Raw genomic sequence first — 24,060 nt, 5'->3', positions numbered from 1 at the left:
GAAGCAGTTGAACACCTGGGTCAGTTTTCAGTCGGCAGAACAGCCTCTACTGGGTCAGTTTTCGGTCAGCGGCAACAAGTCAGATCCCATATTGTTGCAAACACCTGACTGTCGCACCCATCTTTGAGGATAAACATCCTGCTCTATCGTGGATATAAGGCGGGAAGTGAATTGTTTTTAATCGCTGGTCGCGCCGGAGTTCAAACACGCAACCCCACAGTCCCTGTGCGGAAGCTGACCAATTGGTGCAGGCGCATCTGCAGACCATCGATGCGCGGATTCGCGATCTGCAGAAGATGAAAGCCGAGCTGAGCAAACTCGCCGGCTGCACCAGCGCCGAGGCCGAACATTGTCGGCTGCTGGAGGCGCTGGACAGCCGTGACTGTTGCCTCGACAACGAAGCGCGAGAGGGCGGCTAACAGGCTGTTATTGGCGGTTATCCAGATAGGTCTGGTAATCCGGCACCCGGTAGTCGTGGGCCTGGTCCAGCAGGGCGCTGCCGAGCATATAGTCGGCGCTGCTTTCGTTGCAGGCCACGGGGATATTCCATACCGCGGCGACGCGCAGCAGGGCCTTGATATCCGGGTCGTGGGGCTGCTGCTCGAAGGGGTCCCAGAAGAACACCAGCATATCCACCCGCTGTTCGGCGATACGCGCGCCCAGCTGCTGGTCGCCGCCGAGGGGGCCGCTGATCATGCATTCGATCGGCAAACCGAGGCGACGACCCAGCAGCAGGCCGGTGGTGCCGGTGGCCAGCAGATGATGCCGCGCCAGCTTGTCGCGCTGGCGTTCGCTCCAGTCGAGCAGGAACTCCTTGCAGTGGTCGTGGGCCACCAGGGCGATGCGTTTGCGCTCGGGCAGGGTGGCGGTGGTAAAGCTGATACGCGGCATGGCGATTTCCTGGTCTGCTTGGCGAAGGGTTAAAGGGTGTGTGCCTTGCGTTGGGCTTCGCGGGCTCAGCGCCAACCTACGGATGCGGCACCTTCTGGCATCAACGGGGGGCGGTTGCGTAGCCCGGATGCAATCTGGGAAGGCGATTTACGCTGTCAGGACGCATTGTAGGAGCGGGCCATGCCCGCGATCCGCGCTAGCGCGGCCATGGATCTCGGCGTCTTCGACGCTCCTACGGGGGCGCAGCGCCAGACCCTCACGCCGCTTTGCATAGCGCCAGGCAGGTATCGAGCATGCGGTTGGAAAAGCCCCATTCGTTGTCGTACCAGGCCATGACTTTCACCAACCGGCCGCTGACCTTGGTGTGGTTGGCGTCGAAGATCGACGACAGCGGGTTGTGGTTGAAGTCGCAGGACACCAGCGGCAGGTTGTTGTAGCCCAGCACCGGCGAGGTGCGGCTGGCGTTCAGCAGCAGCTGGTTGATTTCCTCCGCGCTGGTGTCGCGCTTGACTTGCAGGGTCAGGTCGACCAGCGAGACATTGATCACCGGCACGCGCACGGCCATGCCAGTCAGTTTGCCGGCCAGTTCCGGCAGCACCAGGCCCACCGCTTCGGCGGCACCGGTCTGGGTCGGGATCATCGACTGGGTCGCCGAGCGCGCCCGGTAGGGGTCGCTGTGGTAGACGTCTGAGAGGTTCTGGTCGTTGGTGTAGGCGTGGATGGTGGTCATCAGGCCGTGCTCGATGCCCAGCTCGCGCTGCAGCACCTGGGCCACCGGGGCCAGGCAGTTGGTGGTGCAGGAGGCGTTGGAGATGATCTGCATGGAGGAACGCAGGATGTCGTGATTGACGCCATAGACGATGGTGGCGTCGGCCCCCTTGGCCGGTGCCGAGATGATCACCCTGCGGGCACCGGCGGCGAGGTGGGCGGCGGCCTTACTGCGTTCGGTAAACAGCCCGGTGCACTCGAAGACCACATCGACCCCGAGCGCCTTCCAGGGCAGCTCGGCCGGGTTGCGAATGGCGCTGACGGCGATGCGGTCGCCGTTGACCGTGAGGCTTTCGCCATCGCTTTCCACGTTGCCGTCGAAAATCCCGTGCACGCTGTCGTACTTGAGTAGATGGGCATTGATCGCGCTGTCGCCCAGGTCATTGATGGCGACCACCTGCAGCTGTTGGCGGTAGTCTTGGCAGTAGAGGGCGCGAAGCACATTGCGGCCGATACGGCCGAAGCCGTTGATGGCGATGCGGATAGTCATGGCTGAGGTCCGTTCTTTGTTTTGTTGTTGGAATTACAAGATTATTCCCGTAGAGATAGAAATCAAGTGTTTTAAGTGGCAGTATTTTTGTATTAAGTACAAAATATTGCCATCCACCAGCCTGGAGTCAACCACATGCATCCCCGCGTACTTGAGGTAACCGACCGCCTGATCGCCCGCAGCCGCGCCACGCGCGAGCCCTATCTGGCGATGATTCGCGCGGCGGCCAGCGAAGGTCCGCAGCGTGGCAAGCTGCAATGCGCCAATTTCGCCCACGGTGTGGCCGGCTGCGGCAGCGAGGACAAGCAGGCCCTGCGTCTGATGAATGCGGCCAACGTGGCGATTGTTTCTTCTTATAACGACATGCTCTCGGCTCACCAGCCCTATCAGGATTACCCGGAGCAGCTCAAACAGGCCCTGCGCGAAATCGGCTCGGTGGGCCAGTTCGCTGGCGGCGTGCCGGCCATGTGCGATGGCGTGACCCAGGGCGAGCCGGGCATGGAGCTGGGCATCGCCAGCCGCGAAGTGATTGCCATGGCCACCGCGGTGGCGCTGTCGCACAACATGTTCGACGCCGCGCTGTACCTGGGGATTTGCGACAAGATCGTCCCCGGCCTGCTGATGGGCGCGCTGCGTTTCGGCCATCTGCCAAGCCTGTTCGTGCCGGCCGGGCCCATGCCGTCCGGCCTGTCGAACAAGGAAAAGGCCGACGTGCGCCAGCGCTATGCCGAGGGCAAGGCCAGCCGCGACGAGCTGCTGGAGGCCGAAATGGCCGCCTACCACAGCCCCGGCACCTGCACCTTCTACGGCACCGCCAACACCAACCAGCTGCTCATGGAAGTGATGGGCCTGCACCTGCCGGGCGCGTCCTTTATCAACCCCAATACGCCGCTGCGCGATGCCCTGAGCCACGAAGCGGCGCAGCAGGTCACCCGCCTGACCAAGCAGAGCGGGCAGTTTATGCCGCTGGGCGAGATTGTCGACGAGCGCTGCCTGGTCAACTCCATCATCGCCCTGAGCGCCACCGGCGGCTCCACCAACCACACCCTGCATATGCCGGCCATCGCCCGCGCCGCCGGCATTCAGCTGACCTGGCAGGACATGGCTGACCTGTCCGCCGTGACCCCGACCCTGGCCCACGTCTATCCCAATGGCAAGGCCGATATCAACCACTTCCAGGCAGCCGGCGGCATGGCCTTCCTGATTCGCGAGCTGCTCGAGGCCGGGCTGCTGCACGAAAACGTCAACACCGTGGCCGGCCATGGCCTCTCGCGTTATACCCGCGAACCCTTCCTCGAAGACGGCAAGCTGGTCTGGCGCGAGGGCCCGAGCAAGAGCCACGATGAAAGCGTGCTGCGCCCGGTGGCCAATCCCTTCTCCGCCGAAGGCGGCCTGCGCCTGATGCAGGGCAACCTCGGTCGCGGGGTGATGAAGGTCTCCGCCGTGGCCCTGGAACACCAGCTGGTCGAGGCCCCGGCCTTGGTCTTCGAAGATCAGCAGCAGCTGGCCGATGCCTTCAAGGCCGGCGAGCTGGAGCGCGACTTCGTTGCGGTGATGCGCTTTCAGGGCCCGCGCAGCAACGGCATGCCCGAGCTGCACAAGATGACCCCCTTCCTCGGTGTGCTGCAGGACCGCGGCTTCAAGGTGGCGCTGGTCACCGATGGGCGCATGTCCGGTGCCTCGGGCAAGATCCCCGCGGCCATTCATGTCTGCCCCGAGGCATACGGCGGCGGGCCGCTGGCGCGGGTGCGCAACGGCGACATGATTCGTCTCGACGGCCACACCGGTGAGTTGTGCGTGCTGCTCAGTGACGCCGAACTGGCCGCGCGCGAGCCGGCAAGTGGCACCCTGGCCAATGCCGTGGGTTGCGGTCGTGAGCTGTTCGCCTTTATGCGTCAGTCCTTCAGCTCGGCGGAGCAGGGCGCAAGCGCCTTCACCACCAGCCTGGAGTCGCTGCAGTGAAGCTGGCCCTGGTCGGTGATATTGGCGGCACCAATGCGCGCTTTGCCCTGTGGCGCAATGAGCAGCTGGAGTCGGTGCGAGTGCTGGCCACCGCCGACTATCCGGGGCCGGAGGCGGCGATCCAGGCCTATCTGGCCGAGCTGGAGCTGCCCCTGGGGGCAGTGGATTCGGTCTGCCTGGCCTGCGCCGGGCCGGTCAGCGGCGACCTGTTTCGCTTTACCAACAATCACTGGCGCATCAGCCGGACGGCCTTCTGCCGCGAGTTGCAGGTGCGCGAGCTGCTGCTGGTCAATGACTTTTCCGCCATGGCCCTGGGCATGACCCGTCTGCGCGATGACGAGCGCCTGCAGGTCTGCCCCGGCACGCCCGAGGACCAGCGGCCCTGCGTGGTGATCGGCCCGGGCACCGGGCTGGGCGTCGGCACGCTGCTGGCCCTGGCCGATGGCAGCTGGCTGGCCTTGCCGGGTGAGGGCGGCCATGTCGACCTGCCGATTGGCAGCCCGCGGGAGGCCGAACTCTGGCAGCAGCTGTATCGCCAGCTCGGTCATGTGCGTGCCGAGGACGTGCTCAGCGGCAGCGGCCTGCTGTTGCTTTACCGCGCTATGTGCGCCCTGGATGGGCATGAAGCACGCTTGAATTCTCCGGCAGAAGTCACGGCGGCGGCGCTGGCCGGCGACGCGCTGGCGATGGCGGTGCTGGAGCAGTTCTGCGTCTGGCTCGGCCGCGCCGCCGGCAACAATGTGCTGAGCCTGGGCGCGCGCGGCGGGGTGTATATAGTCGGCGGCGTGGTACCGCGCTTTGCCGAATTCTTTCTGGCCAGCGGTTTTGCCAAAAGCTTCAGTGACAAAGGCCGCATGAGTGAGTACTTTGCCGGCATTCCGGTATGGCTGGTAACCGCCGAATACCCGGGGCTGATGGGCGCGGGCGTGGCCTTGCAACAAGAGCATTGCCGTAGGATGGGTGGAGCGTAGCGATACCCATCGCTCAGGATTGATGGGTATCGTGGAGCTCAACCCATCCTACGAACTTAGGTATTCCTTGTAGGAGCGGGCCATGCCCGCGATTCGCGGCCATGGGCCGCTCCTACAAATGCTAGCTACATGCCATTTTTGGCGAGTGCATGACAATAAGGACGGCGGACCATGAGCCAGCCCGGTAAATCCATTCTGCTGGTCGACGACGATCAGGAAATTCGCGAACTGCTGCACACCTACCTGAGCCGCGCCGGTTTTCAGGTGCGCACCGTTGGCGATGGTGCGGGCTTTCGCCAGGGCCTGTGCGCCGAGACGGCGGATCTGGTGATTCTCGATGTGATGCTGCCCGACGAGGATGGCTTCAGCCTCTGCCGTTGGGTGCGCGAGCATCAGCGTTTCGCCCAGGTGCCGATCATCATGCTCACCGCCAGTTCCGATGAGACCGACCGGGTGATCGGCCTGGAGCTGGGGGCTGACGACTATCTGGGCAAACCCTTCAGCCCGCGCGAGTTGCTGGCGCGGATCAAGGCGCTGCTGCGCCGCGCGCACTTCACCCAGGAGCGCGGCAGCGAGGTGCTGGCCTTCGACGAGTGGCGCCTGGATATGGTCAGCCACCGCCTGTTCCATGCCGATGGCGAGGAGGTGATTCTCTCCGGTGCCGACTTCGCCCTGCTCAAGCTGTTTCTCGACCACCCGCAGCAGATACTCGACCGCGACACCATCGGCAACGCCACCCGCGGCCGCGAGGTGATGCCGCTGGAGCGTATCGTCGATATGGCGGTCAGCCGCCTGCGTCAGCGCCTGCGCGATACCGAAAAACCGGCGCGCCTGATCCGTACCGTGCGCGGCAGCGGCTATCAGTTGGCGGCGGCGGTTGGCCCCTATGTCGGCGACTAGCCTGCGCAAGTGGTTGCCAGTGCCGCGTTCGCTGCTCGGCCGTATGCTGCTGCTGACCCTGCTGGTGGTATTGCTGGCTCAGGCGCTGTCCAGTCTGATCTGGGTTTCGCAGCTGCGCGCCAGCCAGGTCGAGGGCCTGCTGACCAGCTCGCGCAGCCTGGCCCAGTCGATGGCCGCCAGCGTCAGCTACTTCCGCTCGCTGCCCCTGGGCTACCGGCCGCTGGTGCTCGACCAGCTGCGCAATATGGGCGGCACGCGCTTCTTCGTTTCGCTTAACGACAACCCACTGGAAATGCGTGTGCTGCCGCAGACGCCGCGCAAGCGCGCGGTGCTGGATGCGGTGGACGCAACCCTGCGCGAGCGTCTGGGCAATGATCTGGACCTGTTGGTGCAATTCGTCAGCCCGGAAGACCTGCGCATCTTCAATAACGCCCTGAAACTCGATGAGCTGCCGCGCTCCTGGGCCCATTACGCCCTGAGCCTGGAACCGCTCAATCCGCCGGTGCTGGTCACGCAGATCCAGATCGCTCCGGGCGAATGGCTGTACCTTGCCTCTTTGATGCCCGAGCCCTATGTCAGCCTGGAACAGCAGGGTCTGCCGGCTCAGCAGCTGTGGTTTATCATCCTCACCAGCAGTTTTCTGCTGCTGTTTATCGGCATCCTGGTGCATTGGCAGAGCCGGCCGCTCAAGCGCCTGGCGCTGGCGGCGCGGGAAATGTCTCTGGGCAGCGAGGTCGAGCCGCTGGCCGAGGCGGGCGGTAGCGAGGTGGTGGAGGTCAGCCGCGCCTTCAACGCCATGCGCGAACGTATCGGCCGCTACCTGCGCGAGCGCAGCCAGCTGTTCAGCGCCATTTCCCATGATCTGCGCACTCCCATCACCCGCCTGCGTCTGCGCGTCGAACTGCTCGACGACGAGGCCGTACAGGTCAAGTTCAGTCGTGATCTGGATGAGCTGGAGATGCTGGTCAAGGGCGCGCTGCAATGCGTCAAGGACACCGATATCCACGAGAATATCGAGCCGGTGGAGCTCAATCAGCTGCTCAATTGCGTGATCGAGCCCTACCTGGCCCCGGCCGGCAATGGCCGCGTGACCCTGGATGGCCAGGCGCTGGCTCCCTATCCGGGAAAGCCCCTGGCGCTCAAACGCTGCATCGGCAACCTGGTGGACAACGCGCTGAAATATGGCGAACGCGCCCACCTGCATATCGAGGATGATGGCCAGGCCTTCGTCCTGCATGTCGACGACGAAGGGCCTGGGGTGCCCGAACAGCGCCTGGAACAGGTGTTCGAGCCGCATTTCCGCCTGGCCGGGCAGCAGCAGGGCTACGGCCTGGGACTGGGCATCGCGCGCAATATCGCCCATACCCACGGCGGCGAAGTAAGCCTGCGCAACCTGCGCGAAGGTGGCTTGCGGGTGACCCTGAGTCTGCCGCGTTGATGCGGGCCCCGGCGCGCGTCATGAGTTCCCATATCGCTGTATGCGCGGTGCGCACGGCGCACCCTACGGGGCGACGGAGCTACGGGCGTGCTTTGTAACCATCCCGTGACCTTTGCGCATCCCTTCGTTACCCGCCGGGCAATGACCCTTGGTTAGACTCGATTCCAGCGCAAGCACCAGACTTGCCCGTGAATAACAACAATAAAGGTACTACTGCTCATGAATGCGATCTCCCGCCTGGCTACTGCTATCTCCCTCGTCTCCCTGCTGCCGCTGGCTGCCCATGCCGGCGAAGTCGAAGTGCTGCACTGGTGGACTTCCGGTGGCGAAAAGCGCGCCGCCGATACCCTGCAAAAACTGGTCGAAGACAAGGGCCATAGCTGGAAGGACTTCGCCGTCGCCGGTGGCGGTGGTGAAGCGGCCATGACCGTACTGAAAACCCGCGCCGTATCCGGCAATCCGCCTGCCGCCGCGCAGATCAAGGGCCCGGACATTCAGGAGTGGGGCGAGCTGGGTCTGCTCGCCGACCTCAATCAGGTCGCCGAACAGAATGGCTGGGACGAGCTGCTGCCGCCCCAGGTGATCGAGGTGATGCAGTTCGGCGGCGACTACGTGGCCGTGCCGGTCAATGTGCATCGGGTCAACTGGCTGTGGATCAACCCCGAGGTGTTCGCCAAGGCCGGTGCCACGCCGCCGACCACCCTCGACGAATTCTTCGCCGCCGCGGAAAAACTCCAGGCCGCCGGCTTTATGCCCCTGGCCCACGGCGGTCAGCCCTGGCAGGACAGCACCGTGTTCGAAGACCTGGCCCTGGCCGTGCTCGGCCCGGATGACTTCCGCAAGGCGTTCGTCGAGCTGGACGAGTCGGTGCTGACCAGCGCCAAGATGGTCGAGGTATTCGCCGCCCTGCAGAAGCTGCGCGGCTATGTCGATGCCAACGCCGCCGGGCGTGACTGGAACAGCGCCACCGCCATGGTTATCAATGGCAAGGCCGGCATGCAGATCATGGGCGACTGGGCCAAGAGCGAGTGGACCGCTGCCGGCAAGATCGCCGGCAAGGACTATCAGTGCCTGCCGTTCCCCGGTACCAAGGGCAGCTTCGCCTACAACATCGATTCCCTGGCCATGTTCAAGTTGAGCAATGCGGAAAACCGCAAGGCCCAGGAAGACCTGGCGCGCACCGTGATGGAGCCGGAGTTCCAGCAGTTCTTCAACCAGAACAAGGGCTCTATCCCGGTGCGTCTGGACCAGGACATGAGCAGCTTCGACGCCTGTGCCCAGCAGTCCATGGCCGACTTCAAGGAAGCCGCCGGCAATGGTGGCCTGCAGCCGAGCCTGGCCCACGGCATGGCCGCTTCCAGCTATGTACAGGGCGCGGTGTTTGACGTGGTGACCAACTTCTTCAACGACACCAAGGCTGACCCGCAAAAGGCTGCCCAGCAGCTGGCCGCGGCCATTCAGGCCGTGCAGTAAAGCCAGCCCGGCCGCCGGTTCGCCGGCGGCCTATTTCCTCACCGATTCCAGGGTGCCCCTATGGGTGCCGGGGATTCGTGTGCTCGACAAACGCCCTCACCCCCGGCCCCTCTCCCGGAGGGCGAGGGGAGACAAGCCCAACCCCGGAGCCCTGTCATGAGTTCAACCGCAGTTTTCACCAAGGCCTCGCCGCTGGATGCGCTGCAACGCTGGCTGCCCAAGCTGGTGTTGGCACCGAGCATGCTGATCATCATGGTCGGCTTCTACGGCTACATCCTCTGGACCTTTGTCCTGTCGTTTACCAGCTCGCGCTTTATGCCCAGTTACAGTTTTGTCGGCCTGCAGCAGTACGTACGTCTGCTGGACAACGACCGCTGGTGGGTGGCGAGCAAGAATCTGATGGTCTTCGGCGGTCTGTTTATCGGCATCAGTCTGGTGATCGGCGTGCTGCTGGCGGTGCTGCTGGACCAGCGCATCCGCCGCGAGGGCTTTATCCGCACCATCTTTCTCTATCCCATGGCGCTGTCGATGATCGTCACCGGTACCGCCTGGAAGTGGCTGCTCAACCCGGGTCTGGGTATCGACAAGATGCTGCGTGACTGGGGTTGGGAAGGCTTTCGTTTCGACTGGCTGGTGGACCCCGATCGGGTCGTCTACTGCCTGGTAATCGCTGCGGTCTGGCAGGCCTCGGGCTTTGTCATGGCGCTGTTTCTGGCGGGGTTGCGTGGGGTCGATCAGTCGATTATTCGCGCCGCCCAGGTCGATGGGGCCAGCCTGCCGAATATCTACCTGCGTATCGTCCTGCCGAGCCTGGGCCCGGTGTTCTTCAGCTCGCTGATGATCCTCGCCCATATCGCGATCAAGAGCTTCGACCTGGTGGCCTCGATGACCGCCGGCGGCCCCGGCTACGCCTCCGATCTGCCGGCGATGTTTATGTACGCCCACACCTTTACCCGCGGCCAGATGGGCCTCGGTGCCGCCAGCGCGATCCTGATGCTCGGCGCGGTGCTGGCGATTCTGGTGCCCTATCTGTATTCCGAACTGCGAGGCAAACGCCATGACTAAGCCCGCCCTCAGCCTGAGCCGTATGGCCATCTACGCCACCCTGCTGGCGGCCTGTGCGGTCTACCTGATACCGCTGATCATCATGCTGCTGACCAGCTTCAAGAGCCCGGAAGACATTCGCACCGGCAACCTGCTGTCCTGGCCGGAGATGTTTACCGCCATCGGCTGGCTCAAAGCCTGGGACGGTGTCGGCGGTTACTTCTGGAACTCGGTGAAGATCACCATTCCGGCGGTGCTGATTTCCACCGTGATCGGTGCGCTGAACGGTTATGTGCTGGCCATGTGGCGCTTTCGCGGCTCGCAGCTGTTCTTCGGCCTGCTGCTGTTCGGCTGCTTCCTGCCATTCCAGGTGGTGCTGCTGCCGGCGTCCTTCACCCTGGGGCATCTCGGCCTGGCCAATACCACCAGCGGCCTGGTGCTGATCCATGTGGTCTACGGCATGGCCTTTACCACGCTGTTCTTCCGCAACTACTACGTGAGCATTCCGGATGCCCTGGTGCGGGCCGCGCGGCTGGATGGGGCGGGTTTCTTCACCATCTTCGGGCGCATTCTGCTGCCGATGTCGACGCCGATCATCATGGTCTGTCTGATCTGGCAGTTCACCCAGATCTGGAACGACTTCCTCTTCGGTGTGGTGTTCGCCAGCGGCGATACCCAGCCGATCACCGTGGCCCTGAACAACCTGGTCAACACCAGCACCGGGGCCAAGGAATACAACGTCGATATGGCCGCGGCGATGATCGCCGGGCTGCCCACGCTGGTCGTCTACATCCTGGCTGGTAAATATTTCTTGCGCGGGCTGACTGCCGGCGCGGTGAAAGGCTGACGCCTTCAAGATTGGAGATACAACAATGGCAACCCTCGAACTGCGCAACGTCAACAAGTCCTACGGCAGCGGCCTGGCGGACACCCTGAAGAACATCGAGATTTCCATCGAGTCCGGCGAGTTCCTGATTCTGGTCGGGCCCTCGGGTTGCGGTAAGTCGACCCTGATGAACTGCATCGCCGGGCTGGAGGACATCAGCGGCGGGGCGATCCTGGTCGACGATCAGGATATCAGCGGCATGAGCCCCAAGGATCGCGATATCGCCATGGTCTTTCAGTCCTATGCGCTGTACCCGACCATGACCGTGAAGGACAACATTTCCTTCGGCCTGAAGATGCGCAAGATGGCCCCCGCGGCCATCGAGGAAGAAGTGGCGCGGGTGGCCAAGCTGCTGCAGATCGAGCATCTGCTGGGGCGCAAGCCCGGCCAGCTGTTCGGTGGCCAGCAGCAGCGCGTGGCCATGGGCCGGGCGCTGGCGCGGCGGCCGAAGATCTACCTGTTCGACGAGCCGCTGTCCAACCTCGACGCCAAGCTGCGGGTGGAGATGCGCACCGAAATCAAGCTGATGCACCAGCGTCTGAAGACCACCACTGTGTATGTCACCCACGACCAGATTGAGGCCATGACCCTGGGCGACAAGGTGGCGGTGATGAAGGACGGAATCATTCAGCAGTTCGGCACCCCCAAGCAGATCTACAACGACCCGGCCAACCTGTTCGTGGCGAGCTTTATCGGTTCGCCGCCGATGAACTTCATCCCTCTGCGCCTGCAGCGTCGTGACGGTCAGTTGCTGGCCCTGCTCGATAGCGGTCAGGCCCGTTGCGAGCTGCCCCTGGGGGCGATGGAGGCGGGTTTCGAGAACCGCGAAGTGATCCTCGGCATCCGTCCCGAGCAGATCCTTCTGGCCACGGCCGAAAGCCGCAATCAATCGTCGATTCGTGCCGAGGTCGAGGTCGTCGAACCCACCGGGCCGGATACCCTGGTGTTCGTCGAGCTGAACCAGACCAAGGTCTGCTGCCGTCTGGCTCCGGACGATGCGCCGCAGGTGGGGCAAACCCTGGAGTTGCAGTTCGATCCGAGCAAGGTGCTGTTGTTCGATGCCCAGAGCGGTGAGCGTCTGTTGCCGGGAAAGCCGCAAACGGCTGAGCAGGCAAGCAAGGTCGCCCAGTTCAAGGGCCGCTGAGGCGTAGCCCGGATGCAATCCGGGAGCGTTGTCGGCCGCGCAATCTTGCCCCGGATTGCATCCGGGCTACGCAGCTAAATACCTCCAAGGGTGCCTGCCTTATCCGTGCCTTTGGGACCCTGCAACAAGCGTTACAACAATAAAAACAAGAAGGAGTAGACATGAGAGCAGCAATGAAATTCGGCCTGGCACTGACCCTCGGTAGCCTGGCTTTGCCACAAGCGGCGAGCGCCTTGGAGTTTTCCGGGTATGTGCGTAGCGGTGCGGGTGGTTCGTCCAACGGCGGCACCCAGTCGTGCTTCCAGTTGCCCGGCGCGCAGAGCAAATACCGCCTGGGTAACGAGTGCGAGCAGTATATGGAGCTGGATCTGCGCCAGGACCTGCTGAGCCTGGACGATGGCTCGGTGGTCAGTGTCGAGGGCATGGCGCAGCTGTACAACGCCTATGGTCATACGCCGAAATTCACCGGCGATTACGGTTTTGCGCGGATGAACCAGATGTATGCCGAGTGGAGCAAGGTGCCGGCGCTCAATGGCGGCTCGCTATGGGCCGGGCGGCGCTTCTACAAGCGTAACGATATCCATATCAGCGACTTCTACTACTGGAACCAGAGCGGTACCGGTGCCGGTATCGAGGGCTACGAGCTGGGCGGGCTGAAATACAGCTACGCCTTCTCGCGCAAGGACAGCTACTTCCAGCAGCCCTATATCAACCGCCATGACTTCAACGTCGCCGGCTTCAAGCCCAATCCGGGCGGCGAGCTGGAGTTCGGCCTGAGCTTTATCGACAAGCCCGACAGCACCGATGCCAACAGCGGCTGGGCGCTGACCGCGCAGCACAAGCAGGCCGATTTTCTCGGCGGCAGCAATACCCTGGCCCTGCAGTACGGCCAGGGCCCCGGCACCGGCCTGGGCTACACCGGCGATGTGACCCTGGATGACGACAACAAGAGCTATCGCCTGGTGGAAATCTACAACTGGCAGGCCACGCCGCGCTGGGGCGGCCAGGCGCAGTTCGTCTACCAGAAGGATGTGCGCCCCGATGGCGACGACCAGAACTGGCTGTCGGTGGGCGGGCGTACCAGCTACGCCTTTACCGAGCAGTTCAAGCTGGTCGGCGAGCTGGGCCACGATCAGGTCGATGCCACCGACGGCACGCGCAAGCTGACCAAGTTCACCGTGGCCCCGACCTGGTCGCCCGCCGGCCAGGACTTCTGGGCGCGCCCGGAAATCCGCCTGTATTACACCTATGCCAGCTGGAACGAGGCGGCGCAGCGTGCGGCCAGTCTGCAGGCGGCGGGTTCGGCGCTGTCCGACAGCGGTGCCTTCGACAATGCCCGGCATGGCTCCAACTTCGGCGTACAGGTCGAATACTGGTGGTAACAGCAAGGCGCACGGCGCTGTGAAGCCGGGACGGTTCGATGCCGCCAGCTAAACCACGGCGCGTGTCTGCGCCGGCTACAACTCGGCCAGGGGCTGCTGCAGAGCACCCCCTGGCCGGGTTGTTTGTGCCGGGTGGCGGGCAAACCCTGCGCTGGGTGACTCATCAGGAGCGCGAGCTGCTGTTGCTCGAACATCCGCGCTTTCAGGCGGCATTCAGCCGTCAGGGCGGCCAGCTTCTGCATTTCCAGCCGCGAGGCCAGCGCCCCTGGCTCTGGTGCGCCAGTCACTGGCAGCGCGGCGGGGCGATTCGCGGTGGGGTGCCGGTGTGCTGGCCCTGGTTTGGCCGGCATCCCAGCGAAAGCGGCTGGCCCTCCCATGGCTGGGCGCGGCTCAGTGACTGGGAGCTGCTCGATTGCGCGGTGAGCGAGCAGGGCGTGCGCCTGCGCTGGCAACTGCAGCTGTGCGACTGGTAGGTGACCCTGGAGGCCGAACTGGGCGAGGGCATGCATCTGCGCCTGCGCAGCAGCCATCAAGACAGCGAGCCCTGCCAGTTGAGCCATGCCCTGCATGCCTATTGGCGCGTCAGCGATGTGGTGCGGGTGAGCGTACTCGGTCTGGAGGGTGCTCATGGCCACGACCTGCTTCGTCGCGCCGCCTGCCAGCAGCGCGGCGCGTTGCGGGTCGAGGATGGTTGCCACCGCATTTTCCGTCGCGGCGGGTTGTTGCAGCTGCAGGATCTGGCCTGGCAGCGCAGTCTGTCGATTCATACCCATGGCGCTGCCAACAGCGTGGTCTGGCATCCCGGCAGCCGGCCCCTGACCGATGTCGGCTGGAGCGAGGCGCTGGGCTTTCTCAGCGTTCAGGCCGCCTGTTGCGCCGCCGACAGCCTGACCCTGAAGCCTGAGCAGGAAGCGCTGCTGCAGCTGAGTGCGCAGTTGAGCTGAGGGGCTTATAGCCCCGGCGCTGCGACTCTTTATCCCCTTCGGCAAGGCTCTGCCCGGCATGGGTTGTGGCTTTTTGCGCATTGGCTTATCACATCAAGACTAAATGTTGTTTTATTACAACATTTAGTCTTGATGTATCTGTTTTGTCCGAGTAAAAATAGCGCAATTGGTTAAAGCAACAAGCTTTCCGCTCCCCGGCGCTGGTTTTCGGGGTGTCGGCCGGGTTTGCCGCTTGCCCTGTCGTTACCCCCTTTCCCCCAGAAAAACGCTGTCGAGGAACCTGAGCTATGCGTCGTAGAACGAAAATCGTGGCCACCCTGGGCCCGGCTACCGAAAGCCCTGAGGCGATCGAGGCCCTGGTCGAGGCGGGGGTGGATGTGGTGCGCCTGAATTTCTCCCACGGCAGCGCTGCCGAGCATATCGAGCGGGCGCGCCTGGTGCGGGAGGCGGCGCGCCGGCAGGGGCGTTTCGTGGCGGTGCTGGCAGACCTGCAGGGGCCGAAGATTCGTATCGCCCGCTTCGCCCGGGGCAAGGTGCAGCTGCTCAAGGGGCAGTCCTTCTGCCTCGATGCGCGGCTGGACAAGAATGCCGGCGACGAGCAGGCGGTGGGCATCGATTACGTGGCCCTGGTCGGCGACAGTCGCCCGGGGGATATCCTGCTGCTGGACGATGGCCGCATCGAGCTGGAAGTGCGGGCGGTGGAGGGTAGTCGTCTGCTCTGCGAGGTACTGGTGGGCGGGCCGCTGTCCAACAACAAGGGCATCAACCGCAAGGGCGGCGGCCTGTCGGCGGCGGCCCTGACCGAGAAGGACTGCGAGGACATCAAGACCGCCGCGGCCATGCAGGTCGACTACCTGGCGGTGTCCTTCCCGCGCGATGCCGAGGATATCCACCAGGCCCGTCGCCTGCTGCGCGAGGCGGGCGGCGAGGCCGGTCTGATCGCCAAGATCGAGCGGGCGGAAACGGTCAATGACCTGCAGATTCTGGATGCCATCATCCTGGCGTCCGAAGGGGTGATGGTGGCTCGCGGCGACCTCGGCGTGGAGATCGGTGATGCCGAGCTGGTGGCGGTGCAGAAGCTGATCATCGAGCGCGCGCGCAGTTGCAATCGGCTGGTGATCACCGCCACGCAGATGATGGAATCGATGATCAGCCAGTCGATGCCGACCCGTGCCGAGGTGTTCGATGTGGCCAACGCCGTGCTCGACGGCACCGATGCGGTGATGCTCTCGGCCGAGACCGCCGCCGGGGCCTACCCGGTGGAAACCGTGCTGGCCATGCGCCGGGTCATCATCGGGGCGGAGAAGCATCCCCTGGCCCATCGCTCCAAGCACCGCATGGACGAGCAGTTTCACCGCATCGACGAGTCGATCGCCATGGCCGCCATGTACACCGCCAATCACCTGCACGGGGTCAAGGCGATCATCTGCATGACTGAAAGCGGCGATACGCCGCGGCTGATGTCGCGGATCCGTTCGCACCTGCCGATCTACGCCTTCTCGCGCAACCCGCGCACGCAGAATCGCGTGGCGCTGTTTCGCGGGGTGCAGACCATTCCGTTCGACAGCGACAGCTATCCGATCGCCGAGGTCAACGGTCGCGCGGTCGACGAGCTGCTGCGTCGTGGGGTGGTGGTCGAGGGCGATCACGTATTGATTTCCCGCGGCGATCACAGCCATGCCCAGGGTGGCACCAACTGCCTGCGGGTGATCCGCGTGGGCGACAGCATTTGTTAAGCGAGGAAGCATCCATGAACGATTCCAGTAACCCTGGCGCGCCGCAGTGGCCGCGGGACTTCGATTTTCGCGAGGCCTATGCCGAACAGCGCGAGCTGCTCGCGGGTGCGCCCGGCGCAGTGCAGCCAGGCGGCTTTTCTGGGGCGGCCCAGGCCGTGGGCTATAGCCTGATCCGTCAGGTCAGTGCGCGGGAAATTCTCGATTCGCGGGGCAACCCGACCGTCGAGGCGGTGGTGACGCTGGCCGGTGGTGCAGTGGGCGTTGCCAGCGTGCCCTCGGGGGCCTCCACCGGTAGCCGCGAGGCGCTCGAACTGCGCGATAACGCCGCGCGTTACCACGGCAAGGGCGTGCTGCGCGCGGTGGCCAATGTCAACGGCGCGATCCGCGATGCCGTGCTGGGCCTCGATGCAATGCAGCAAGGCGCAGTCGATGCGGCGATGATTGAGCTGGACGGCACCGAGAGCAAAAGCGCGCTGGGGGCCAATGCGATTCTTGCGGTCTCCCTGGCCTGCGCCAAGGCCGCTGCCGCCGCGCAGAGCCTGCCGTTGTATGAGCATCTGGCGGCGCTCTATGGTCAGCCCGGGCGCTTCAGTCTGCCGCTGCCGATGATGAATATCCTCAATGGCGGCGAGCATGCCGACAATAACGTGGATATCCAGGAATTTATGATCCAGCCGGTGGGGGCCGCCTCGTTCGGCGAAGCCCTGCGCATGGGCGCGGAGGTGTTCCATAGCCTCAAGCAGGTGCTACGCGAGCGTGGCCTGAGCACGGCGGTGGGCGATGAAGGCGGTTTTGCCCCTTCGCTGGCCAGTAACGAAGAGGCGCTGGTGGTGATCGAGGAAGCGGTGCTGCGCGCCGGCTACCGTCTCGGTCAGGACTTTGTCCTGGCCCTGGATTGTGCGGCCTCGGAGTTCTACCGTGACGGTCGCTATGTGCTGGCCGGGGAGAAGCGTTCCTTCGATTCCCGGGGCTTCGCCGATTACCTGGCGGGGTTGTGTCAGCGGTTCCCGATCAGCTCCATCGAAGATGGCATGGACGAAAGCGACTGGGAGGGCTGGGCCTACCTGACCGAGCGCCTGGGGCGGCAGGTGCAGCTGGTGGGGGACGATCTGTTCGTTACCAACAGCAAGATTCTCAAGGAAGGTATCGAGCGCGGTATCGGTAATGCGATTCTGATCAAGTTCAACCAGATCGGCAGCCTCAGCGAAACCTTTGCCGCCATTCGCATGGCTCAGGATGCCGGTTACCGGGCGGTGATTTCCCATCGCTCCGGTGAAACCGAAGACACCACCATTGCCGATCTGGCGGTGGCCACCTGTGCCGGGCAGATCAAGACCGGTTCTCTGTGCCGCTCCGACCGGGTGGGCAAGTACAACCAGCTGTTGCGCATCGAAGAGGCTCTGCAGGGGCGCGCCGCCTACTGCGCCGATGCCGTATCCCTTGACAGGAGTGAACGCCATGACCGCGCCTAAACGTCTCGACACGCTGTTTCCCACCCTGGCCGAAATTCCCGAGGCCTACCGCCCCGATGCGCCCATCGAGCAGCGCGAGTACCTGGTCGATGGCCAGTTGCGTACCTGGGATGGCCCCTTGGCGGCGGTGTGCAGCCCAGTATTTCTGGCCAGCGAGGAGGGCGATAAGCAGGTGATTCTCGGCAGCACACCGCGTCTGGATGCCGAAGCGGCGCTGGGTGCTCTGGACGCCGCGGTGCGCGCCTATGCCAATGGCCAGGGGCAGTGGCCGAATATGCGGGTGGCCGAGCGCATCCAGCATGTGGAGGCCTTTCTCGGGCGCATGCGCGAGCAGCGCAGCGCGGTGGTCAAGCTGCTGATGTGGGAGATCGGCAAGAACCTCAAGGACTCGGAGAAGGAGTTCGACCGCACCTGCGATTACATCGTCGACACCATCGAGGCGTTGAAGGCGCTGGACCGTCGCTCCAGTCGCTTCGAGCTGGAGCAGGACTGCCTCGGCCAGATCCGCCGCGTGCCCCTGGGCGTGACCCTGTGCATGGGCCCCTACAACTACCCCTTGAACGAGACCTTCACCACCCTGATCCCGGCGCTGATCATGGGCAATACCGTGGTGTTCAAGCCGGCCAAGTTCGGCGTGCTGCTGATCCGCCCGCTGCTGGAAGCGTTTCGCGACAGCTTCCCGGCCGGGGTGATCAACGTGATCTACGGCAGTGGCCGGGAAACCGTCAGCGCCCTGATGGCCAGCGGCAAGATCGACGTATTCGCCTTTATCGGCACCCACAAGGGGGCCAGCGACCTGAAAAAACTCCATCCGCGCCCGCATCGCCTGCGCGCGGCCCTGGGTCTGGACGCGAAGAACCCCGGCATCGTGCTACCCAAGGTCGATTTGGATAACGCCGTGAGCGAGGCCCTGACTGGGGCGTTGTCGTTCAACGGCCAGCGTTGCACGGCGCTGAAGATCCTCTTCGTGCATGAGGATGTGGTCGACAGTTTCCTCGACAAGTTCAGTGCCGGGCTGGCCGCGCTCAAGCCGGGCATGCCTTGGGAGCCGGGAGTGGCGCTGACGCCGTTGCCGGAGCCGGGCAAGGTCGATTTCCTGCATACCCTGTTGAGTGATGCGGTGGACAAGGGCGCACGGGTGGTCAATGCCGGTGGCGGCGAGTCGCGCGAGTCGTTCTTCTACCCGGCGCTGCTCTACCCGGTGAATGCGCAGATGCGCGTCTATCAGGAGGAGCAGTTCGGCCCGCTGGTACCGGTGGTGCCCTATCGCGATCTGCAGACGGTGATCGACTATGTGCTCGACTCCGACTTCGGTCAGCAGCTGAGCATCTTCGGCAACGATTCGGCCCAGGTCGGCCGACTGGTGGATGCCTTCGCCAATCAGGTGGGGCGGATCAATATCAACAGCCAGTGCCAGCGCGGCCCGGACAGCTTCCCCTTCAACGGGCGCAAGAACTCGGCTGAGGGCACCCTGTCGGTGCATGACGCGCTGCGGGTGTTTTCCATCCGTACCCTGGTGGCGACCAAGTTCCAGGAAAGCAACAAGGCGCTGGTCAGCGAGATCATCCGCAACCGCGAATCGAGCTTTCTGACCACCGATTACATTTTCTAGGCGGCATGGGAGTAGGGGCTGCACGCATCAGGCGGCCTGGTGTCGGTGGTGCGCACGGCGCACCCTACGGGTGAGGCGCGAGTCGGCCTGTAGGGTGCGCTGTGCGCACCAGGTAGGTCGGTTGTCGTTGGCGTGCGGGGCGCTCAGATCGGCTCTTCGTCGGCCGGATAACGGCTGGCGTTAAGGCTTTCCTTGATCTTGCGCAGGTGTGGCTGGAAGTCCACGCCGCGGCGCAGGGTCATGCCGGTGGCCAGTACGTCGAGCACGGTGAGCTGGATGATCCGCGAGGTCATCGGCATATAGATGTCGGTGTCCTCGGGTAGCGGGATGTCCAGGCTCAGGGTGCTGGCCTGGGCCAGGGGTGAGCCGGCGGCCGTCAGGCCGAGTACCGATGCGCCGTTCTCCCGGGCCAGGCGCGCCACTTCCACCAGCTCGCGGGTGCGTCCGGTGTAGGAGATGATCACGAACAGATCGCCGGTGTGCGCCACCGAGGCCAGCATGCGCTGCATCAGCACGTCGGAATGGGCGGTGACCGCGAGGTTGAAGCGGAAGAACTTGTGCTGCGCATCCAGGGCCACCGATGCCGAGGCACCGAGGCCGAAGAAGTGGATCTGCCGGGCCTGGATCAGCAGGTCGACGGCGCGGCTGATCAGCTGCGGGTCGATGGTCTGGCAGGCGCTGTCCAGGGAGGCGATGGCGCTGCCGAATATCTTGCGGGTATAGGCTTCCGGGGCGTCGTCGGCTTCCACTGCGCGGCTGACATAGGCCGCGCCGCTGGCCAGGCTCTGCGCCAGTTGCATCTTCAGTTCCGGGTAACCGCTGACGCCGAAGGAGCGGCAGAAGCGGTTGACCGTGGGTTCGCTGACCAGGGCGGCCTGGGCCAGCGCGGCAATGCTCAGGCGGGTGGCCTGCTGCGGGTTGAGCAGGATCACCTCGGCGACCTTGCGTTCGGCCTTGTTCAGGCTGTCGAGTCGGCCCTGGATCTGCTCCAGTAGATTGCGCACGCGATCCATGTTGATTCCTTAAACCTGCACTGAATTTGCTGGCCTATCGTACTGATGGGGCCAGGTGACGACCACTGCAAAGTGGATTTTGTGAAAATGTTGTTTTTATTACTACATTCAACCTTGATTAATCCGTTGCAACCGGGTATTTCTAGCTTAACTTGATAAAAGAACAAACATCATGCCTTCGATAATCGTTGAATCCTGTACTTTTGCCTTATTCGGTGCGCTCGGCGACCTGGCCCTGCGCAAGTTGTTTCCGGCGCTCTATCAGCTGGATCGGGCCGGGCTGCTGCACGCCGATACGCAGATTCTCGCCCTGGCCCGCGACGCCGGCGATGCGCAGCAGTATCTGCAGCAGATCGAGCAGCATCTGCGCCGCCACGTGCCGGCCGCCGAGGTGGACGCCGCCGTGCTGCAACGCTTCCAGGCGCGCCTGAGCTACCTGAGCATGGATTTTCTCGAGGCCGATGACTACCTGCTGCTGGCCGAACAGGTCGGCAACCGCGAGCGTCTGATCGCCTATTTCGCCACCCCGGCCTCGGTTTACGGCGGCATCTGCGCCAACCTGGCGGCGGTCGGCCTGGCCGAGCGCACCCGCGCCGTGCTGGAAAAGCCCATCGGTCATGACCTGGAGTCCTCGCGGGCGGTCAACGATGCGGTCGCGCAGTATTTCCCGGAAACCCGCATCTATCGCATCGACCATTACCTGGGCAAGGAGACGGTGCAGAACCTGATCGCCCTGCGTTTCGCCAACAGCCTGTTCGAAACCCAGTGGAACCAGAACCATATCTCCCACGTGGAAATCACCGTGGCGGAGAAGGTCGGTATCGAGGGCCGCTGGGGTTACTTCGACCAGGCCGGACAGCTGCGTGACATGATCCAGAATCACCTGCTGCAACTGCTCTGCCTGATCGCCATGGACCCGCCCAGCGACCTGTCCGCCGACAGCATTCGCGACGAGAAGGTCAAGGTGCTCAAGGCCCTGGCCCCGATCACTGGCGAGCAACTCAGCCAACAGGTGGTGCGCGGCCAGTATGTGGCCGGCAGCAGCGATGGCAAGGCGGTGCCGGGCTATCTGGAAGAAGAAAATTCCAACACCCGCAGCGACACCGAAACCTTCGTCGCCTTGCGTGCCGATATCCGCAACTGGCGCTGGGCCGGCGTGCCGTTCTACCTGCGCACCGGCAAGCGCATGGCGGAAAAGATGTCGCAGATCGTTATCCATTTCAAAGCGCCGCCGCACTATATCTTCGACCCGGAGCAGCGCCAGCTGATCGGCAACAAGCTGATCATCCGCCTGCAACCGGACGAAGGCATCGCCCTGCAGGTGATGACCAAGGATCAGGGCCTGGACAAGGGCATGCAGCTGCGCAGCGGTCCGCTGCAACTGAATTTCTCCGATACCTACCGCAGCGCGCGGGTGCCCGATGCCTACGAGCGGCTGCTGCTGGAAGTGATGCGCGGCAACCAGAACCTGTTTGTGCGCAAGGATGAAATCGAACACGCCTGGCTGTGGTGCGATCAGCTGATCGCCGGCTGGAAGCGCCTGGGCGATGCGCCGAAACCCTATGCCGCTGGTACCTGGGGGCCCATGGGCTCGATTGCCCTGATCACCCGCGACGGTAGGAGCTGGTATGGCGATCTCTGAGCTCGAACTGCCACCGGGCGTGCTTGCTCACAGTCACACCGACCCCCAGGCCCTGGCCGAGGCGCAGGCCGTGGCCGTGGCCGAGGCGCTGCGAGTAGCCATTGAAAGCCGCGGTCAGGCGACCCTGGTGGTGTCCGGCGGGCGCAGCCCGATTGCCTTTTTCGAGGCCCTGGCACAACAGCCGCTGCACTGGCAGCGGGTGCTGATCAGCCTGGCGGACGAACGCTGGGTGCCGGTCAATCACGCCAGCAGCAATGAGGCGCTGGTGCGCCGTCATCTGCTCCGTGGCGCGGCCGCCGAGGCACGTTTTCTCAGCCTGTACCAGGTAGCGGCCAGCCTGGAGCAGGCCGCCGAGCTGGCCGATCAGGCCCTGGCCGATTTGCCGCCGATCGATGTGCTGGTGCTGGGCATGGGCGACGACGGCCATACCGCCTCGCTGTTCCCGGCCAGCCCCAATCTGGACCTGGCCCTGCAGGCCGATTGCCCGCGCCGGGTGTTGCCGATGCAGGCCCCCAGTGCGCCGGCCCAGCGCCTGAGCCTGACCCTACCGCTGCTGGCGGCGGCGCGTCTGCCGCTGCTGGCGATTCAGGGCCCGGACAAGCTGGCCACGCTGCGTGCGGCCCTGGCCGGCGGCGACGTGGCAGATATGCCGATCCGCGCCTTGCTGCATTCCCCCCTTGAGATTTACTGGTGCCCCTAGGGCCGAAGGACCAGCCGATATGACCCACAACGAAAATACCCCGCAGGCCCGCATGGCCGAGAAGATCGCCCAGATCGACAGCATCTGCGCCCGTGCGCGGATCATGCCGGTGATCACCATCGCCCGCGAGGCGGATATCCTGCCGCTGGCCGATGCCCTGGCTGCCGGTGGCCTGACGGTGCTGGAAGTGACCCTGCGCTCGGCCCACGGCCTCAACGCCATTCGTCTGCTGCGCGAGCAGCGCCCCGAGCTGTGCGTCGGTGCCGGCACTGTGCTGGATCTGTCGATGCTGGATGCGGCGCTCGAGGCCGGTGCGCAGTTTATCGTCACTCCGGGCTCGACCCGGCAATTGCTCGAGGCCAGCCTGGAAAGCCCGGTACCGCTGTTGCCCGGTGTCAGCAGCGCCTCCGATATCATGCTCGGCTATGCCCTCGGCTACCGCCGCTTCAAGCTGTTCCCCGCGGAAGTCTGCGGTGGCACCGCGGCGCTCAAGGCCTTGGGCGGTCCGTTTGCCGAGTTGAAATTCTGCCCCACTGGCGGTATCAACCCGGACAACGTGCAGCGCTATATGGCCCTGGCCAACGTGATGTGCGTCGGCGGCACCTGGATGTTCGACAGCGAGTGGGTCAAGAACGGCGACTGGGCGCGGATTCAGCAATGCAGCAGCGAGGCTCTGCAGCTGCTCGAAAGCCTGTGACCCAGGCAATGCGGCAACCCCTGCTGCTGGGCATGATGCGCCTGCTCGACTACCCCGAGCTGGCCGCGCCCCAGGCCTTGCTGGGGTTTATCGAGCGCTGCGTGGAGCGTGGCCTGAACGGCTTCGACCACGCCAATATCTACGGCCTGGGCGAGTGCGAGGCGCGCTTCGGCGCGGCCCTGAGGCTGCGCCCGCAGCTGCGTCAGGACCTCGAACTGATCAGCAAGGCCGATATAGTTCCGTCGTCCCTGGACCTGTCGCGCTGGCGGGTCAAGCACTACAACAGCGCCGCGAGCTACCTCAATCAGGCCCTGGAGTCCTCGTTGGCGCGCCTGGGCGTCGAGCGCCTGGACGGCTTTCTGCTGCACCGCCCCGACCCGCTGTTGCAGGTCGAGGAGGTGACCCGCGCGCTGCAGGCCATGCTGGCCAGCGGCAAGGTGGGCTGGATCGGCCTGTCCAATGCCGAGCCTCTGCACTGGCAGGTGCTGGCCAGGGAACTGCCGCTGCGCTGCAACCAGATCGAGCTGTCGCTGCTGGCCCAGCAGCCGGCCTGGGGTGGTCAGTTGCAGGCCATGCAGGCCGCCGGGCTGCAGGTGTTGGCCTGGTCGCCGCTGGCTGGCGGGCAGTTTCCACCGGCCTTGCAGCAGGCCCTGGGCGAAGTCGCCACGGCCCTGCAGGCGACCCCGACCCAGGTCGCCCTGGCCTGGTTGCGCCGCTTGCCCGGCAATCCGCTACCGATTCTCGGCAGCCTGCGCCAGGCGCGTATCGACGAAGCGCTGGCCGGCAGCGAGCTGCAACTGGATGCGCCGACCTGGTTCTACCTGGCCGAAGCCGCACGGGGCATCAAGGCTCCCTGAGTCGCCTCTCCATCGTTACCCCCGGTGCGCGCAGCGCA

Annotated in this window: 20 protein-coding genes and 1 pseudogene; 18 read left to right on the top strand and 3 right to left on the bottom strand. The window is 64.3% G+C overall.

Annotated elements, in window-relative coordinates; genetic code table 11:
• Positions 1–170: 170 nt before the first annotated feature.
• Positions 171–419: a MerR family DNA-binding protein gene (locus N1078_RS08075; RefSeq protein WP_443218097.1), complete on the top strand. Its 249-nt coding sequence runs from the start codon at positions 171–173 to the stop codon at positions 417–419.
• 7 nt (positions 420–426) lie between these two features.
• Here the strand turns inward: N1078_RS08075 and N1078_RS08070 are convergent, their stop codons facing one another.
• Both N1078_RS08070 and gap read right to left on the bottom strand, forming a co-directional pair.
• A complete protein-coding gene (locus tag N1078_RS08070) occupies positions 427–891 on the bottom strand; it encodes a methylglyoxal synthase (protein WP_274087683.1) in 465 nt (154 codons plus the stop codon).
• A gap of 256 nt (positions 892–1,147) precedes the next feature.
• Complete coding sequence (gene gap / locus N1078_RS08065) at positions 1,148–2,149, bottom strand: type I glyceraldehyde-3-phosphate dehydrogenase (RefSeq protein ID WP_274087682.1); 1,002 nt, start codon at positions 2,147–2,149, stop codon at positions 1,148–1,150.
• A gap of 135 nt (positions 2,150–2,284) precedes the next feature.
• On the opposite strand from gap, the gene edd reads away from it, so the two are divergent.
• From edd to N1078_RS08000, 13 genes and pseudogenes are all read left to right on the top strand, one after another.
• Positions 2,285–4,111: a phosphogluconate dehydratase gene (gene edd / locus N1078_RS08060; protein ID WP_274087681.1), complete on the top strand. Its 1,827-nt coding sequence runs from the start codon at positions 2,285–2,287 to the stop codon at positions 4,109–4,111.
• Positions 4,108–5,082 carry a glucokinase gene (locus tag N1078_RS08055; protein WP_274087680.1) on the top strand — a complete coding sequence of 325 codons (975 nt, stop codon included), beginning with the start codon at positions 4,108–4,110 and terminating at the stop codon, positions 5,080–5,082. Before edd ends, N1078_RS08055 begins: the two co-directional genes overlap by 4 nt.
• A 171-nt stretch (positions 5,083–5,253) precedes the next feature.
• Complete coding sequence (locus N1078_RS08050) at positions 5,254–5,982, top strand: response regulator (protein WP_274087679.1); 729 nt, start codon at positions 5,254–5,256, stop codon at positions 5,980–5,982.
• A gap of 19 nt (positions 5,983–6,001) precedes the next feature.
• Complete coding sequence (locus tag N1078_RS08045; RefSeq protein WP_274087691.1) at positions 6,002–7,420, top strand: ATP-binding protein; 1,419 nt, start codon at positions 6,002–6,004, stop codon at positions 7,418–7,420.
• A gap of 219 nt (positions 7,421–7,639) precedes the next feature.
• On the top strand, positions 7,640–8,893 hold the full coding sequence (locus N1078_RS08040) for an ABC transporter substrate-binding protein (protein WP_274087678.1): 1,254 nt from the start codon (positions 7,640–7,642) through the stop codon (positions 8,891–8,893).
• A 156-nt stretch (positions 8,894–9,049) separates the two neighbouring features.
• On the top strand, positions 9,050–9,958 hold the full coding sequence (locus N1078_RS08035; protein ID WP_274087677.1) for a carbohydrate ABC transporter permease: 909 nt from the start codon (positions 9,050–9,052) through the stop codon (positions 9,956–9,958).
• The gene (locus N1078_RS08030; RefSeq protein ID WP_274087676.1) at positions 9,951–10,784 is read left to right on the top strand and encodes a carbohydrate ABC transporter permease; all 834 of its coding nucleotides are present in this window, start codon (positions 9,951–9,953) and stop codon (positions 10,782–10,784) included. Before N1078_RS08035 ends, N1078_RS08030 begins: the two co-directional genes overlap by 8 nt.
• A gap of 25 nt (positions 10,785–10,809) precedes the next feature.
• Positions 10,810–11,967, top strand: a complete 1,158-nt coding sequence (locus tag N1078_RS08025; protein ID WP_274087675.1) for an ABC transporter ATP-binding protein — start codon at positions 10,810–10,812, stop codon at positions 11,965–11,967.
• A gap of 161 nt (positions 11,968–12,128) precedes the next feature.
• Positions 12,129–13,349: a maltoporin gene (locus N1078_RS08020; RefSeq protein WP_274087674.1), complete on the top strand. Its 1,221-nt coding sequence runs from the start codon at positions 12,129–12,131 to the stop codon at positions 13,347–13,349.
• Positions 13,350–13,387: 38 nt separating this feature from the next.
• Positions 13,388–14,293: pseudogene (locus tag N1078_RS08015) on the top strand (aldose epimerase family protein).
• Positions 14,294–14,580: 287 nt separating this feature from the next.
• Positions 14,581–16,029 (top strand): pyruvate kinase, encoded by a 1,449-nt coding sequence (gene pyk / locus N1078_RS08010; protein WP_274087673.1) that lies wholly within the window; start codon positions 14,581–14,583, stop codon positions 16,027–16,029.
• A 14-nt stretch (positions 16,030–16,043) separates the two neighbouring features.
• Positions 16,044–17,501, top strand: a complete 1,458-nt coding sequence (gene eno / locus N1078_RS08005) for a phosphopyruvate hydratase (protein ID WP_274087672.1) — start codon at positions 16,044–16,046, stop codon at positions 17,499–17,501.
• Positions 17,488–19,113, top strand: a complete 1,626-nt coding sequence (locus N1078_RS08000; RefSeq protein ID WP_274087671.1) for an NADP-dependent glyceraldehyde-3-phosphate dehydrogenase — start codon at positions 17,488–17,490, stop codon at positions 19,111–19,113. The genes eno and N1078_RS08000 overlap by 14 nt, the downstream gene beginning before the upstream one ends.
• A 143-nt stretch (positions 19,114–19,256) precedes the next feature.
• Here N1078_RS08000 and N1078_RS07995 read toward each other — a convergent pair whose 3' ends face one another.
• A complete protein-coding gene (locus N1078_RS07995; RefSeq protein ID WP_274087690.1) occupies positions 19,257–20,117 on the bottom strand; it encodes a MurR/RpiR family transcriptional regulator in 861 nt (286 codons plus the stop codon).
• Positions 20,118–20,298: 181 nt separating this feature from the next.
• Between N1078_RS07995 and zwf the strand changes: the two genes are divergently transcribed.
• Genes zwf through N1078_RS07975 form a run of 4 tightly spaced genes read left to right on the top strand, consistent with a single transcriptional unit; the run spans position 20,299 to position 24,022 of the window.
• Complete coding sequence (zwf, locus tag N1078_RS07990; RefSeq protein WP_274087670.1) at positions 20,299–21,768, top strand: glucose-6-phosphate dehydrogenase; 1,470 nt, start codon at positions 20,299–20,301, stop codon at positions 21,766–21,768.
• The gene (pgl, locus tag N1078_RS07985) at positions 21,755–22,468 is read left to right on the top strand and encodes a 6-phosphogluconolactonase (protein WP_274087669.1); all 714 of its coding nucleotides are present in this window, start codon (positions 21,755–21,757) and stop codon (positions 22,466–22,468) included. The genes zwf and pgl overlap by 14 nt, the downstream gene beginning before the upstream one ends.
• 19 nt (positions 22,469–22,487) lie before the next feature.
• Positions 22,488–23,165 carry a bifunctional 4-hydroxy-2-oxoglutarate aldolase/2-dehydro-3-deoxy-phosphogluconate aldolase gene (locus tag N1078_RS07980; protein ID WP_274087668.1) on the top strand — a complete coding sequence of 226 codons (678 nt, stop codon included), beginning with the start codon at positions 22,488–22,490 and terminating at the stop codon, positions 23,163–23,165.
• An 8-nt stretch (positions 23,166–23,173) separates the two neighbouring features.
• Entirely contained in the window at positions 23,174–24,022 is an 849-nt protein-coding gene (locus N1078_RS07975; RefSeq protein ID WP_274087667.1) for an aldo/keto reductase, read from the top strand.
• The last annotated feature ends 38 nt before the right edge of the window (positions 24,023–24,060 follow it).

The sequence above is a fragment of the Pseudomonas sp. MIL19 genome, from assembly GCF_028680365.1.
GTDB classification, from domain to species: Bacteria; Pseudomonadota; Gammaproteobacteria; order Pseudomonadales; family Pseudomonadaceae; genus Aquipseudomonas; species Aquipseudomonas spirodelae.
This window is presented reverse-complemented; position numbering and strand designations above follow the sequence as displayed.

Coding starts and splice junctions, on each gene's coding strand:
- N1078_RS08070 (WP_274087683.1), bottom strand. CDS start 891: ATGCCGCGTATCAGCTTTACCACCGCCACCCTGCCCGAGCGCAAACGC.
- gap (WP_274087682.1), bottom strand. CDS start 2,149: ATGACTATCCGCATCGCCATCAACGGCTTCGGCCGTATCGGCCGCAAT.
- edd (WP_274087681.1), top strand. CDS start 2,285: ATGCATCCCCGCGTACTTGAGGTAACCGACCGCCTGATCGCCCGCAGC.
- N1078_RS08050 (WP_274087679.1), top strand. CDS start 5,254: ATGAGCCAGCCCGGTAAATCCATTCTGCTGGTCGACGACGATCAGGAA.
- N1078_RS08040 (WP_274087678.1), top strand. CDS start 7,640: ATGAATGCGATCTCCCGCCTGGCTACTGCTATCTCCCTCGTCTCCCTG.
- N1078_RS08035 (WP_274087677.1), top strand. CDS start 9,050: ATGAGTTCAACCGCAGTTTTCACCAAGGCCTCGCCGCTGGATGCGCTG.
- N1078_RS08030 (WP_274087676.1), top strand. CDS start 9,951: ATGACTAAGCCCGCCCTCAGCCTGAGCCGTATGGCCATCTACGCCACC.
- N1078_RS08025 (WP_274087675.1), top strand. CDS start 10,810: ATGGCAACCCTCGAACTGCGCAACGTCAACAAGTCCTACGGCAGCGGC.
- N1078_RS08020 (WP_274087674.1), top strand. CDS start 12,129: ATGAGAGCAGCAATGAAATTCGGCCTGGCACTGACCCTCGGTAGCCTG.
- pyk (WP_274087673.1), top strand. CDS start 14,581: ATGCGTCGTAGAACGAAAATCGTGGCCACCCTGGGCCCGGCTACCGAA.
- eno (WP_274087672.1), top strand. CDS start 16,044: ATGAACGATTCCAGTAACCCTGGCGCGCCGCAGTGGCCGCGGGACTTC.
- N1078_RS08000 (WP_274087671.1), top strand. CDS start 17,488: ATGACCGCGCCTAAACGTCTCGACACGCTGTTTCCCACCCTGGCCGAA.
- zwf (WP_274087670.1), top strand. CDS start 20,299: ATGCCTTCGATAATCGTTGAATCCTGTACTTTTGCCTTATTCGGTGCG.
- pgl (WP_274087669.1), top strand. CDS start 21,755: ATGGCGATCTCTGAGCTCGAACTGCCACCGGGCGTGCTTGCTCACAGT.
- N1078_RS07980 (WP_274087668.1), top strand. CDS start 22,488: ATGACCCACAACGAAAATACCCCGCAGGCCCGCATGGCCGAGAAGATC.
- N1078_RS07975 (WP_274087667.1), top strand. CDS start 23,174: ATGCGGCAACCCCTGCTGCTGGGCATGATGCGCCTGCTCGACTACCCC.